The organism is Bacillus sp. FJAT-29814 (assembly GCF_001510715.1).
GTDB lineage: Bacteria > Bacillota > Bacilli > Bacillales > Cytobacillaceae > Neobacillus.
The window spans coordinates 202,648-216,499 of the sequence record NZ_LMTJ01000006.1; the positions used below are offsets into that span (position 1 = coordinate 202,648).

Below are 13,852 nucleotides of genomic sequence, written 5' to 3' on the forward strand. Positions count from 1 at the left end.
GTTCCAACAAATTCCTTCTTTACCATTGTAACTTATATATGTTGAAAATGGGTAAAAAATTATTAAATTTTTCCAAAAGGCAGACAGGCAAAATCCGGGCGATTTTCACATACATATCAAGGAGTGAAATGAATTTCATGTTGGCCGAAGCAAATCATGTGGAGGTGTTGAAGTGTCTGGCGGACTCAAAGCCCTGCTTTACATCTTATCGTTTTTCATACCTGTAGTTGGACTTATTGTAGGGATTATTTGGATGAATGGTGAGGATCTTGAAAAGAAGGCAATAGGCAAGACCTGTTTGATTATTGGAATTGTCTCGATCGTGTTGAGCTGTATCTGTTGGTTTGCCGCTACGGCATTTTCGCTTGTTCCGGCGTTTATGACGGGGTATTAATTTTTGTAAAAATAAAGACGAAGACCCAATTCATCTCGGACGGTGAATTGGGTTCTTTTTGGCGGAGGAGTGATTGGGCATGCTGGAAGAAATACTGCATTTCTTTGGTAGGGCGATATGTCACCAACTCGAGGACCGTTCACTCCATATAGATGGTAAACCACTTTCTGTCTGTGCGCGCTGCACAGGGATTTATATAGGAATATTTTCAGCCTTGGTTTATTTACATTTGTTTAAACGGAAAGCAAACATAACCATTCCATCGGTGAATATGAGTTTTTTTCTTCTATTATTTATGGTGCCGCTTATTATTGATGGGACAGGATCATATATCAACCTTTTTGAAAGTAATAATCTTAGGAGATTATTAACTGGGATCAGTTTTGGATTTGCGCTGCCGTACTTTATTTATCCATTGCTCTTACTGAAAACATTCGAACGAACAAGTCAGCCGGTCATAAAAAATAATAAGGATATGTTTATTCCAATACTGCTTAGTGTAACCATTGCTGGAATGGTATATTGGAGTAAACTTCCTTATTATATTTTCGATAGCTTTATAGTTTTTACTATTATAACCTGGTTCAGCTTGTGTGTTTCATTTATGTTTTCACGTCTTCAGATCCCTGTTTTAAGGTGGGTCGTTTCCATATTTATAAGCCTGGGGTTTTTATCTATTCTTTCCCTACTCCATCAAATGGCTTTTTAATAAAAATTGTTATTTTTCTTTGTTAATCGCATCCAATAAATCTTTAATTTGTTTTATTTTTTGAGGACTCAACTGTTCCTCATTTAGTTCAATTTCAACTTTTAGTTTATTCATTCCAGGTTCCCTGTTATTATTGGAAGGACCAGTTCCAATTTGATGTTTTACTAAGTATTCGACATCAACTTGTAAGGCTTCCGCTATTTTTTCCAAAATGTCCAAACTCGGATTTGTTTGGATATCCCGTTCCAATAAACTTAGATAGGACTTTGAAATACCTGTTAGTAAACTAAGTTTGGTTATTGAATATCCTTTTTCACTACGCAACCTCTGAAGCTTTTTTCCATCCATCGTATCTCTCCTCTATTCAGTTCAAACTATCGCCACCATTCACTTTGTTTTGCATATAAAATTAGTATTAATTTTTTATCCACCCAGCCCCTTAGTAACCAAATGAACTGCAAAAGGACCTAAAATGATAATAAACAAGGACGGAAGAATGAATATAACCATTGGAAATAGCATCTTAACTGGCGCTTTCATCGCCTGCTCACGTGCTGCTTCCCTTCGCTGTTCACGAATTCGTATAGTAAGATTTCCTAGTACTTTCGCCATTCCGATACCTAGTTGATCAGCTTGAATTATAGATGTAATAATGCTTTGCAATGATTCTGATGGAACTCTTTTTCGTAATTCATAAAATGCATCCCTTCTAGACTTTCCCAGTTTCATATCTTCCAAAACTTGTTTAAACTCATCCGAAAGTGGGCCCTTTATATTTTTTGATACTTCTGCTATAGCCAGATCGAGCCCCATTCCAGCCTCTAGCAAAAGATTTACTGTATCAAAAAAATCCGGCATTGATTTATTAATTTCTTTAATTCTTGCTGTCTTTTTCTTCCCAAGGTAAAATACCGGGAATCGTAAACCCAAAATTGCTAAAACAATTGCGTACATCCAAACCATCATTTTGTTATCAGACGAAGGTAAAATTATAAGAATAAGTGGCAAACTAAAAGCCGCACTGAGGACAAGTTGAAATAATCTGAAATCGATTGCTGATTTGAATGGATTACCAGCATCTCTAAGCTGAGTATCTATTTTTTTCATCTCACCTCTTGAAATTTTTTTATTCAACCATAGTGCCCCTTTATTCCAATAACTTTGGAATAGGATTCCTAATCGGCTCTCTTTTCTTGGCAATTCATGCTCTTTTTGACTGTTTACTGGTTCTTCAAAATAAATGCTTATTCGATTTTCAAAAGCAATCTTTCTTTTAAATAATGAAGACAAAATTGCCGCAAGAAAGAAAGTCATAAATGCAGCTGTTAGAAAAAAGAGGAAGAGTTCCTTCATTACCTACACCTCAATTTTGATAATCTTTTGAATAAACAGCCATCCAATAATGTTTGAAACAATACTTACGAAAAGTAATGTCCATCCCAAAGGATGGTCTAGCATTGGTTGAAAGTAGTCTCCGGTCACTAATGCAAGGTATAAACCAAGACCGACAGGAAGCATAGTAATAATCCAGGCCGACAATCTTCCTTGAGAAGTTAATGTATTTAACTCTTCCAAAATCCTGACCCTTCCTCTAATGGTTTCTTCCATAGTTTCAAGAAGTTCTGCTAGGTTTCCTCCACTTTTTCTTTGTGCCAAAATTGCCCTTACTACTACTTCAAGTTCCTTGTTAGGCAATCTTTCCACTAACTCTTCAAAAATCTCTTCCAAGGGAATTCCTAATCCAGTTTGTCTTACAATCCGTTCAAATTCAGGACCGATTGGGTCGGTTACTTCTTTTCCGACAAGTTGTATTGCCTGCATAAAACTAAAACCTGCCCTTAGTGAATTCGCCATCATGCCTAATACCTCAATTAACTGATAAGAAAGTAAAGCCAACCTTTTTTTTCTTTTTTGCTTTAAGTAAAATTTTGGCACGAAAAAACCTATCAATAAGGCTATTATAGAAAAATACCACGACAGATCTAATAAATATAAAAAAAATGCTAACCCACCGGAAAAAAGTATTCTTAAAGCGAAGAATTCCTCCGGTTTCAATTTACTTCCTGCTTCTAATATTAATTTCTCAGTGGAATCACTAAATTGCAGATCTTTAAATAACTGAGCAACTGAAAGAAAAGTTCGTTTAAGCAATGCTGGACTCTTCGACTTATCTTCAATTACCTCTGTCTGAGATATGGGCAAAAACTCACTGATTCGTTTACTCATTCTTTTCTTATATAAATACCCATTTAAAAAAAGGAAAATTAAAGTACTAATGATTAAGAACAGTATTACTAATTCAATGGCATTTTTCATTTCTACCACTCTCCTACAAACCATGAAGCAGGCAAGGTAAAGCCACTCACTTCAAGCTTTTCGGCAAACTTCGGACGTATTCCTGTACTAATAAACCTTCCGTCGAGTCTTCCATCTTTTGTATACCCTGTTTCTTTATATAGAAAGATGTCCTGTAGAACTATAGTCTCTCCTTCCATTCCCAATACTTCTGTAATATGTGTAATTTTCCTCGTACCATCTTTCATCCTCGCCTGGTGGACAATTAAATCAATAGCGCTTGCAATTTGCTCTCGTATTGCCTTTACGGGAAGATCAAATCCTGCCATTAACACCATCGTTTCTAACCTAGAAAGAATATCTCTTGGTGAATTAGCGTGCCCTGTACTTAAACTACCATCATGTCCGGTATTCATTGCCTGAAGCATATCCAGTGCCTCTGCTCCACGAACCTCACCAACAACAATCCTATCTGGTCGCATCCGTAGAGAGTTTCGTACTAAATCTCTAATAGTTATTTGCCCTTTTCCCTCAATATTAGGTGGACGTGATTCAAGAGAAACAATATGTTCCTGATGTAGCTTTAGTTCCGCTGCATCCTCAATCGTAACTATTCGTTCTACATTCGGAATAAAAGAAGATAAAACATTTAAAGAAGAGGTTTTTCCTGAACCCGTACCTCCACTTATAAAGATATTGAGTCTGGATTTCACGCAAATATCAAGAAATTTTGCCATACTATCAGTTAAAGTTCCAAATTGCACTAAATCGTTAATAGTAAATGGGGTATCAGAGAACTTTCGAATGGTTAAACTTGGCCCTTTTAGTGCAAGTGGAGGAATAATGGCATTTACACGTGAACCATCCGGAAGGCGGGCATCGACCATCGGAGAACTTTCATCAATCCTCCGTCCAATGGGTGATACAATTCGCTCAATTACTCGTAGAACATGTTCATTATCAGAAAAATGCACATTGCTCCTAAAAATTTTACCTTTTTTCTCATAATAAACTTCATCGTAACTATTAACCATAATCTCAGATATGTCTGGGTTCTCCAGCAAAGGGGTAATCGGGCCATAGGCCAATAATTCATCTTTTACGTAGCTAAATATATCTTGCTTTTCTTCAAAAGTTAACCTGCTGATATGTTGATCAAAAAATGTTTGACCCCATATCTCAATTTTTTGCTTCTCATCATCCCTATTTTGTCCTGGTGATTTTTTCAATTCCTCCAATAGATAGTCGTGAAGAGCTTTTTCAATTTGCCAAAATTCATCTGTTCTTTTAAAAACATTAAGCTCAGTAGGTTCTCCTGTTGAGGGACCGATACTTATACCTTCTTTATACCTTTGAAATAATGACATCTATCTCTACACCTCACTTTCCAACATGATACCACTTCTTCTCCTTTTTTGTAGAAGGTTGAATATCGTTTTTTTGTTCAAAAATCTTTTCAGATAAACTTAGCACTGCCTTGCTAATGGCATTTCTTGGATTTGACAATAAATAGGGTTGCCCAGATCTAATCGACGTTGAAACTATATTTAATTGCTCAGGGAGGGTTTGAAAAACATCTAACATCAAGATTTTTTCAATCCTTTTCAATTCGAGCCCCTGTCCCTTTACATATCGATTTAACACCAGTTTTACTTTTTCTTTTAAGTTAACCGTTTCCAACGCATCTAAATACAGCTGGCATAACCTTAGACCTGATATCTCATTAAGGGTCAAGAGTATGATATCGTCTGCCAAATCCAGACAGCGTAAGTGAATTTCAGATAAATAAACAGGCATATCAATTAAGACAACATCAAACTGATTCTTTGCTTCCTCGATGGCCCCTTTTATGTGTTTTTCCGATATTCCTTCAAAGAATTCCGGGCGAGGTGGGGCTGCAAGAATAGAAACATCCCCGTCAACAAGGGTCATATACTGATTAACGGAATAATTTTCGCGCCCATATGCTTCTTTAACCCATTCATAAATCGTTCTTTTCGGCTTCACATTATAAAAAATGCCAACCTCACCAAATTGAAGATTCCCATCAAACACAGCAACTTTTTTCCCCATTTTGGCCAACGCTACAGCAAGATTAACAGTCAAAACCGTCCTGCCAACACCGCCTTTTGGGCTAGAAATAGCAATTACCCTACATTTATCTTTTATTAAATTAATATTCTTAGGCTCTACTTTTTCTCGATGGTCCATAAATTTCTTTGCATGAGCAATTGCCTCAGAAAGTTCACCGAGATCATACGTAGCACGAAGAGTATCAGATGCTCCCATCAACATTGCCCTTTTCAGGTTTTCGATTTCCTCTGGAACAATTAAAATAATATAAACATGTGGGTAGAGTGCGGAGATTTCCTGACATAAATCATAAATATTAAACTGCGTATATGTCTCCAAAAATAAAACTGACTGACTATTTCCTAATAATAGAGAATTCAACTTATCTAATTGATTTCCTGATACAACTTGAAATTGCTGCTTTTCTAATAGTTTATTAAGTTCTCTGGAAGGGGAATTTGTATCTGAAAAGTAAACCCAATTTATGCTCATTTCTTCTCCTCCTTCGTATCTTCCTTAATTACTTCTCTTGTATGTTTAATCCCGGCCTTACCAGTTTCCTTATCATCTTTATTTCTAAGCATTAAATAAAATCCATCCTTATCTTTGGCAGCTAAGCTAAGCATAACTCCCTCTTCGGTGGTAACTTCCAATGTTACAGTTTCATATTTTAGTGCAGCTTCCTTAGTGTCCGAAGATTGACCAGAAGAAAGCACCTTCACATTTTCAAGAACTAAAACTGCTGATTTAAATTCTTTATTTGCTGCATCGTCTTTGGTTGTTTCATAGGCAATGACATCAACCATTGAATTGGGAGCAATATACCCTGAAACTCCACCCTCTAAATTAACCCTAATTGAAATTGCACGTCTTCCGGTGCTAACATCGACAATAGGATTTGCGAACTCCCGAACAAGAGCTTTCTCCTTTTCAGCTTGCTTTTCTTTTTCCTTTTCTTCTGCGGATTTTTGACTTTTATCCTTATTTGTTTCTTGACTTACAGATGTACTGGCTGGAGTAGAACCACTTTCCTTAGAAAATATGGATACATAAAGAAAACCAGCAACAATCAACCCCAATATTAAAGATATCAACCATATTTTTTTTGTATTCATAGCGTCCCCCTACTTCAAGTCACAATGTGTCACTCATCAAGCTTTACTCCAACTAGATTGTATTCTCCAATTCCTGTTCCGGTCCCAATTTCCCCCTGTTCTACCATTTTAATAAATTCACCATAAAGTTTTTTATCATCATATTTTTCAATGTAAAATGAAGCAAATCCAGCAATTTTCAACTCACTAGTACCGGTTACTGGATTTCCCTTTACATCTTTCCATTCATCAATAACTACGAAAGTTAGGACTCTTTCACATGAATTATCTGCAGTACTTGCAGATTGACAATGAGGTTTAATAAAATTTCCGGCAGCATCCTTTAATTTATCCCTGGCAATTAATTCGTCAATTGCTTGACCCACTTGACCAACGGCTGCCCCCGGGTCTGTCCAAACTGTTTTACTTGAATCAAAAGTGGATCCCTTTAAAATTGCATCTCGAAGATTACTTTCCGATGTTTTTAGATATCCGCAATTACCACTAAGGTCGCCAGGATTTGTGGATCCACAATTTAGTATTGTTCTATTAGGAATATCACTTTTCATAATTACAAAAGGTGAAATCCCACTTGCTTTAGTTAATGGACCAACCGTCGCCTTTGCAGATGCACTAACTGTTGCAGTATTTATACCAATTACCTTAGCGAAGGTCATAGGAACGTTAATTTGTTTAGTTGCTTTAATTGAGTTATCTGGAAACGATAGATCACTCGCAGATACTTTATAGCCATTTTTTTCCGAGACATCCTCTGAAATTTCAATAGCCCTGGTCTGGCTAGTTCGAAGTCCTTGTGCTCCCGCTAGAACTGTAGCATCCAAAGCATTTTGTAGTTTGCTTTTTTCGATATAGAGCCTTCCTCCATCTATTGCTAATGCAGTAAAGCCTAATAAGGCAACCATTGCTAAAGCAACTATTACCAGAGAGGCACCGTTTTCATTATCAAATTTTAATAACTTTAATATTTCTTTCATCTATTCCACCCTCATCACCGTAGTATCTTTTAAAGTAATAGGTCCGACAACATTACCAATTACCGGAGTAAGGAAATTTATAGGATAAGTAATTGTAATTGTTACATTATCCCCTGATTTTTTTGTACCCGTTGGGGAAATAGCTACATTGGTACCTTTTAAACTAATACTAACCCCGTTATCAACAGCCTTTTGTTTAATAAAAGTGTCATCCTTGCCAATACTTGCAGCACGAGCAGCTTCTCTTCCTGCATGATCAATAGTTAGGTATGCATGAAAGATCCTTCCGAAGTCTATAATTCCAAATAACATTAGTATTAGTAATGGTAAGATTAATGCAAACTCAACCATCGATTGACCTTTTTCTGACTTCATTAAAATCCACCCCATAAAAGTGAACAAAACGTTCCTAATACAATTGCAACCCCATATGGGAAAGAAATGCTAGAATGTTTATTCTTCGCAAGGAAAATGGAACCAACGTTGCTTCTGAAAAACACTACTGCATATAGAAAAGATTTAAGTGAATTCAAAAAGCCTTTTTGTTTGATGATAAGTACCAAAGATATTAATCCACCGATTAAAGCGGTATAGATAAAAGAATAAAAGACAAAACTAGTACCCGCTAATGCCCCGATGGCAGCCATCAGTTTGACATCACCAGCACCCATCCCTCCAAGCAAATAGGGGATTATCAGTAACCCTAATCCTGTAAGGAAACCCTTTCCACTAAAGAGGAACCCATCTAAACCATTTGAGATTATATGAATCACGAATCCTAGTAGAATGCTGGGGAGGGTTACAATGTTTAGAATTTTCCTCTTTTTCACATCCGTATAAAGTGAGATTAATAAAATTGTGACTAAGATTATTTTTATTATCATAGTGATTTACCCCAATTTAAGGATTAAGCCCTACTTAACTAAGCAGGGCTTCTTCTGGTTTACGTTCATTTTTTAAAAAGCAGAACTTTTTAATTTGTTTTAATTTGATTAGCTACTCTTTAATGCAGTAATAATGTTATTAAACACTGCCACTAATTCATTCTTAAAAGCAATAAGTGATACAGCTAGAAGCACTGAAACCAATGCAATAATTAAACCATACTCTGTTAATGCTTGCCCTTCTTCTTGTACTACTAGATTCTTCATTTTTTGTACCAATTCTTTTTCCTCCAAATCCTAATTATTAAATTCTTATTAAGTACTTTTTAAGGCTGCAATGATTTTGGTAAATACTCCAGCTATTTCAGTTTTAAATAAAATTAGTGAGCCGGCTAACAGTACTGAAACTAAGGCAATGATCAAGCCATACTCCGTCAAGGCTTGCCCTTCTTCTTGTACTACTAGATTCTTTATTTTTTGTACCATGTTCTTTTCCTCCAAAAAATAATTATTAAATCCTTATTAAGTACTTTTTAAGGCTGCAATGATTTTGGTAAATACTCCAGCTATTTCAGTTTTAAATAAAATTAGTGAGCCAGCTAACAGTACTGAAACTAAAGCAATGATCAAGCCATACTCCGTCAAGGCTTGCCCTTCTTCTTTAATTGCTAGGTTTTTCATTCCTTCTAACATACCCCTTTTTCCTCCTCTCCTCTTTTAAAAAATGAATTATCCAACGGAGATGTTCATTTTATGAAACAACATATAAAGAATTAAGCTTCGTAATTTTTTCTCACTTCTTTTATCTTGTTCTTTATAATGAACAATTCCTAAAATCATATTAGTACTTTTCAATTAAAAAGTAAACACTTTTATCATTTTTTGTTCTTAATAAAAACCGACATTTTTTTACAAAACCAAACATTGAGAACTTTTTCGTTTTATATTATATTCAATATATAGAACAAATTTAGTTAAGGGGGAATAAAAGAAATGGATCAAATAATCAAAACAATACCATATAATATTAAACTTGCAGATTCCTTTTTCAAAAGATTTAAAGGTCTTATGTTTCGGAATACCCAGTTGGAAAATGAGGGGCTATGGATTATTCCATGCAACTCCATCCATATGTGCTTTATGAATTTTGAGATTGATGCCGTCTTTCTAAATAATGAAAACAGAATAGTTAAAATGATTGAAGGGATGAAGCCATGGCAGTTTGTCAAGCCTGTAAAGGGTGCATACTCCGTGATCGAATTGCCATCGGGTACCGTTGCACGGTTTGAACTAAAGCAAGGAGAAGTTATTAACCTTTTAACTTAATTTTTTTGACCAACTTTAGGAGCATGGTCAATATTTAATAAAGAACTGTGGTGGGATAATTGAAAGATATTCAAAAGAATAATTTCCTAGTTTTCTTATTATCATTTTGTTTACCAATTGTCATTATTGGTACAGTTTTTATAATGTCTGGTATATATCCTTTCGGAAAAGGAACTGTCTTTTCATCTGATTTATTTCATCAGTATATTCATTTTTATTATTATTTTCTTGAAGCAATTAAGGGAAATGAAAGCTTATTATATAGTTGGAATGCTGGTTTAGGATCAAATTTCTTTGGAATAATTGCTTATTATACTTCCAGCCCAGTTCTGTTAATTCTCCAATTTTTTCCGAAAGATTTTTTTTCTGAAGCAATTGCAGCAATGATATTAATTAAAATTGGTTTTTGTGGAATATCCATAAGTTATTTCATAAAAAAGAAGTTTATTACATTTAAATCATATGAAATTGTATTTTTTTCAGCTTTTTATTCTCTTATGTCCTATAACATCAACTATTATTTTAATGTTATGTGGTTGGATGGAGTCATTTTACTCCCTTTGATAATCCTTTCAGTAGATTCCGTATTACGTAATAAAACAATAATTCCATATACAATCTTATTATCGCTCATGTTTATTCTGAATTTTTACATCTCATACATGATTGGCCTGTTTATCTTTTTATATTTAGTAATTAATCTTTATCAATTTAAAAAGATGAAAACTATCATTGATATAAAAGCAATTATATATAAGTTTTTGAAAGGGACAGTAATATCTATTGGAATCTCAGCATTTTTAACAGTTCCAACATTTTTTCAACTCTTAGAAACCTTGGGTAACAATAACAGTTCTTTAAATAAACCAGATCTTAACTTTTTCTTGATGCTCTATAGCGGTATTTATGATTCTGCAATCGAAGGGGCACCCATTATTTATATTGGTACATTTATTCTTTTATTAGTGCCAATCTTTTTTATTAGTAGAATAAATAGGTTAGAAAAAGTAAAATGGGGGACTCTGCTTTTTATTTTAGGTTTATCATTTATAGTTCCTCCCTTGAATTTAATATGGCATGCAGGGGACATTCCAAATTGGTTCCCGTATCGGTACTCTTTTATTTTCTCATTCATTCTATTAAATATTAGTTTATTGGCATACGAGAAAATACAAACCATCAGATTAAAACAATTACTAATTATTTTTTTGCTAAACCTTATAGTACTCATTTTTTTTAGCCCTCTATATAGTGGAGAACATAACCTTTTTATAAATCTATCGTTTCTTTCTATTTTTACTTTGATTTTATATGTAAAAAAAAGGAATCTAAAAAGAATAGGGTTTGTAATATTTTTTTTATTAATGATTACGGAATTATTATTTAATAGTACTATTTTAATTTCCGACCTTTATGCAGAAATTGGACGTGCGAATAGAATTGAATATACGAAATACAGTGATTATAGGGCAGGTCTAAATCAAATAAATAAAATCGATAAAACTCATTTCTATCGTGTTGAAACTGATATAAATAACACAAACAATGATTCCCTAACAGTGGGTCATAGCAGCTTCGGTCACTCAAGTTCAATGTTAAGCAATCATTTAATTAAAACAATGAATTCTTTGGGTTTCTATGCCGAAAAGGCAAATTATAACAGAAAGGGAAGTACAATATTTTCTGATGCCATTCTTGGACAAAAATATTTTATTAGTTCTAAGAAATTTGAAAAGGAAGGCTTTAAGGAGATATCTAGAATTAATAAATTATCCATTTTAAAAAATGATAACTACTTACGTATTGGATATCCAATTACAAAGGATATAGGAAATATTAATGTTGCTGATTTCAATAATCCTTTTGATCTTCAAAATCAAATTTATAAAACCATGTTTAAAACCAATGAAACTTTATTTGTTCCAATCCCCCCCCAAAAAATTGAATATGAAAATGCCGTCTTTAAGAAGCTGGATAATGGAAAACAATTATCCAGACTAAAGAAAAATGAAGTAATAAAAGTAAAATATTTATTTAACATTAATGAGGAAACTAACTTTTATGCTAAATTTGATTTGTTAAATTCCAGGAATATTCGCCCTAATAATAAGAACATTAAAATGTTTATAAATAATAAAGAAATAGGAGATTATCTAAGAAGTCATTTTAAGGGAATCTTTGATGTAGGAAAATTTAAAAATGAACAAGTAGCAATCGAACTTCACTTCGACCAAGACGAAGTAAAATACATCAGAGACGAATTATTTTATTTTACAAACCTAAAGAACCTACATAACAATTTAAATACTATTGATAAAGATTCTTTTATTATTACTGGAAAAAATAATAATAAATTGGGGGCAAAAGTAAGAATTAAACAAACTGATCAACTTTTATTTTTATCCATTCCTTGGGACGAAGGCTGGAGAATAACAGTCGATGGGGAAAAGGTAAAACCATTAAAAGTGTTGGGTTCATTCATGGGAATTCCATTAAAAAAAGGTGAGTATGACTTACAAATGGAATTTATCCCAAAAGGTTTAACTTTTGGAGGTATTATTTCTTTAATCAGCGTAATGGTTTTTATTAAAGTTTTCTTAAAAGAGAATAAAAGGAGAAAGTGGGTGTTAATAAATGATAAGGAATTACAATCCTAAAATATCTCTTGTTATACCTGTGTATAATGAAGGAAGTCATATTGTTCATTCCATAAAAAAGATTGCAGAGGAGGTTAAAAAGGTCACCTTAAACTTCGAAATTATTGTTATTGATGATGGTTCAACAGATAAAACGTGGAAAGAATTATCGGATAACCTATTTTTTTTACCGAATTTGTTCGTTATAAAGTTAAGCAGGAACTTTGGTAAAGAATCCGCTCTTGTTGCTGGCTTAGAACATGCAACTGGAGATGCCGTAATTGTCATGGATGCGGATTTACAGCATCCTCCTTCACTCATACAAGAAATGGTCAATTTATGGTGTCATGGGGGTTTTTTGATTATTGAATGTGTAAAGAGAGATAGAGGAAAGGAAAAATTTCAATACCGCCTAAGTTCAACCTTTTTCTACTGGATTCTAGAGGTATTTACTGGATACAATCTAAAGGGTGCTTCGGACTATAAACTACTAGACCAAAAAGTGTTAGAAGCTTGGAAGAAGATGCCTGAAAAAGATACCTTCTTTCGGGGCATGACTGCTTGGTTAGGCTTTAAAAAAATTAAAATTGAGTTTGAAGTAGCTCAAAGAACAGGCGGAGAAACAAAATGGAGCTTTACTAAATTAGTAAAGCTTGCATTAAACGCAGTTGTATCATTTACCTCCCTACCATTAAGATTTGTAAGTGTTATGGGATTTGTATTTTTTATTGCTGCCATAATACTAGGATCCCACACACTTTACCAAAAATTTATTGGGAATGCCCTTACCGGCTTTACAACAGTAATTCTTTTACAACTAATTATTGGAAGTATCTTCATGATAAGCCTTGGGGTATTTGGGGAATATATTTCCGCCATATATAAAGAGGTTAAGGATAGACCTAGATATTTAATTGAAGATGTAATGGTTTCAGGAGAAATTACTAACAGAAAAGAAATGAAAAAAGATTATGTTGAATTCTAAAAGAATTGGTTTTTATAAAAAAGTAGGTTGCTATGGTGTCATAGGTGTTATAGGAACAGCCGTTCACCTTTCTACTCTTGTTTTTCTTGTAGAGGTGTTCCGGCTATCTCCTATTTTCAGTTCTGCTATTGGATTTATTTTAACCGTGCTAATTTCTTTTGGTTTAAACAGAAAATACACTTTCCAGGAAAATACTAACAACAGCACCAATTTATTCATTAAGTACTTTTTAGTATCAATACTAGGGCTATTAACAAATAGTTTTATTATGTATTTTACCATTGAAATCCATAATCTCCATTATATTTTTGGTCAAATTATCACTATTATATGTATACCAACTATGAATTTTCTCCTAAATAATTATTGGACTTTTCGTATTTCCGATGAAATATAAAAGAGTATATAACTCCAACACGAAAAGCATTTTGAACAATTATTCTTCACACGACATAACATTT

At 33.8% G+C, this 13,852-nt stretch carries 18 protein-coding genes; 6 read left to right on the plus strand and 12 right to left on the minus strand.

Annotated elements, in window-relative coordinates; genetic code table 11:
• Window positions 1–172: 172 nt before the first annotated feature.
• Window positions 173–394: a hypothetical protein gene (locus AR334_RS17815; RefSeq protein ID WP_066314401.1), complete on the plus strand. Its 222-nt coding sequence runs from the start codon at window positions 173–175 to the stop codon at window positions 392–394.
• A gap of 79 nt (window positions 395–473) precedes the next feature.
• Window positions 474–1,103 (plus strand): DUF2085 domain-containing protein, encoded by a 630-nt coding sequence (locus AR334_RS17820; protein ID WP_066314404.1) that lies wholly within the window; start codon window positions 474–476, stop codon window positions 1,101–1,103.
• Between the two features lie 9 nt (window positions 1,104–1,112).
• Here the strand turns inward: AR334_RS17820 and AR334_RS17825 are convergent, their stop codons facing one another.
• From AR334_RS17825 to AR334_RS29560, 12 genes are all read right to left on the minus strand, one after another.
• Window positions 1,113–1,451: a helix-turn-helix domain-containing protein gene (locus tag AR334_RS17825; protein WP_066314407.1), complete on the minus strand. Its 339-nt coding sequence runs from the start codon at window positions 1,449–1,451 to the stop codon at window positions 1,113–1,115.
• Between the two features lie 75 nt (window positions 1,452–1,526).
• Complete coding sequence (locus AR334_RS17830; RefSeq protein WP_066314409.1) at window positions 1,527–2,456, minus strand: type II secretion system F family protein; 930 nt, start codon at window positions 2,454–2,456, stop codon at window positions 1,527–1,529.
• A gap of 3 nt (window positions 2,457–2,459) precedes the next feature.
• On the minus strand, window positions 2,460–3,419 hold the full coding sequence (locus AR334_RS17835) for a type II secretion system F family protein (protein ID WP_066314412.1): 960 nt from the start codon (window positions 3,417–3,419) through the stop codon (window positions 2,460–2,462).
• Window positions 3,420–3,421: 2 nt separating this feature from the next.
• Entirely contained in the window at window positions 3,422–4,765 is a 1,344-nt protein-coding gene (locus AR334_RS17840) for a CpaF family protein (RefSeq protein ID WP_066314417.1), read from the minus strand.
• 13 nt (window positions 4,766–4,778) lie between these two features.
• Entirely contained in the window at window positions 4,779–5,963 is a 1,185-nt protein-coding gene (locus AR334_RS17845) for an AAA family ATPase (RefSeq protein ID WP_066314419.1), read from the minus strand.
• Entirely contained in the window at window positions 5,960–6,586 is a 627-nt protein-coding gene (gene cpaB, locus AR334_RS17850; protein WP_066314422.1) for a Flp pilus assembly protein CpaB, read from the minus strand. The genes AR334_RS17845 and cpaB overlap by 4 nt, the downstream gene beginning before the upstream one ends.
• 29 nt (window positions 6,587–6,615) lie before the next feature.
• On the minus strand, window positions 6,616–7,560 hold the full coding sequence (locus AR334_RS17855) for a TadE/TadG family type IV pilus assembly protein (RefSeq protein ID WP_066314425.1): 945 nt from the start codon (window positions 7,558–7,560) through the stop codon (window positions 6,616–6,618).
• A complete protein-coding gene (locus tag AR334_RS17860; RefSeq protein ID WP_066314429.1) occupies window positions 7,561–7,935 on the minus strand; it encodes a TadE/TadG family type IV pilus assembly protein in 375 nt (124 codons plus the stop codon).
• Complete coding sequence (locus tag AR334_RS17865) at window positions 7,935–8,444, minus strand: prepilin peptidase (RefSeq protein ID WP_253701314.1); 510 nt, start codon at window positions 8,442–8,444, stop codon at window positions 7,935–7,937. Before AR334_RS17865 ends, AR334_RS17860 begins: the two co-directional genes overlap by 1 nt.
• A gap of 108 nt (window positions 8,445–8,552) precedes the next feature.
• Window positions 8,553–8,723: a Flp family type IVb pilin gene (locus AR334_RS17870; RefSeq protein WP_066314430.1), complete on the minus strand. Its 171-nt coding sequence runs from the start codon at window positions 8,721–8,723 to the stop codon at window positions 8,553–8,555.
• 36 nt (window positions 8,724–8,759) lie between these two features.
• Window positions 8,760–8,930 (minus strand): Flp family type IVb pilin, encoded by a 171-nt coding sequence (locus AR334_RS30170; protein ID WP_216638031.1) that lies wholly within the window; start codon window positions 8,928–8,930, stop codon window positions 8,760–8,762.
• A gap of 36 nt (window positions 8,931–8,966) precedes the next feature.
• Window positions 8,967–9,137, minus strand: coding sequence for a Flp family type IVb pilin (locus AR334_RS29560; RefSeq protein ID WP_156431307.1), 171 nt, complete (start codon window positions 9,135–9,137; stop codon window positions 8,967–8,969).
• Window positions 9,138–9,437: 300 nt separating this feature from the next.
• Here AR334_RS29560 and AR334_RS17875 point away from each other — a divergent pair, with 300 nt between their 5' ends.
• The 4 genes from AR334_RS17875 to AR334_RS30780 are packed head-to-tail and all read left to right on the plus strand — an operon-like array spanning window position 9,438 to window position 13,788.
• A complete protein-coding gene (locus AR334_RS17875) occupies window positions 9,438–9,770 on the plus strand; it encodes a DUF192 domain-containing protein (protein WP_066314432.1) in 333 nt (110 codons plus the stop codon).
• 59 nt (window positions 9,771–9,829) lie between these two features.
• Window positions 9,830–12,427: a YfhO family protein gene (locus AR334_RS17880; RefSeq protein ID WP_066314437.1), complete on the plus strand. Its 2,598-nt coding sequence runs from the start codon at window positions 9,830–9,832 to the stop codon at window positions 12,425–12,427.
• Window positions 12,405–13,391, plus strand: coding sequence for a glycosyltransferase family 2 protein (locus AR334_RS17885; RefSeq protein ID WP_066314438.1), 987 nt, complete (start codon window positions 12,405–12,407; stop codon window positions 13,389–13,391). Before AR334_RS17880 ends, AR334_RS17885 begins: the two co-directional genes overlap by 23 nt.
• Window positions 13,378–13,788 carry a GtrA family protein gene (locus AR334_RS30780; protein WP_066314439.1) on the plus strand — a complete coding sequence of 137 codons (411 nt, stop codon included), beginning with the start codon at window positions 13,378–13,380 and terminating at the stop codon, window positions 13,786–13,788. The genes AR334_RS17885 and AR334_RS30780 overlap by 14 nt, the downstream gene beginning before the upstream one ends.
• The last annotated feature ends 64 nt before the right edge of the window (window positions 13,789–13,852 follow it).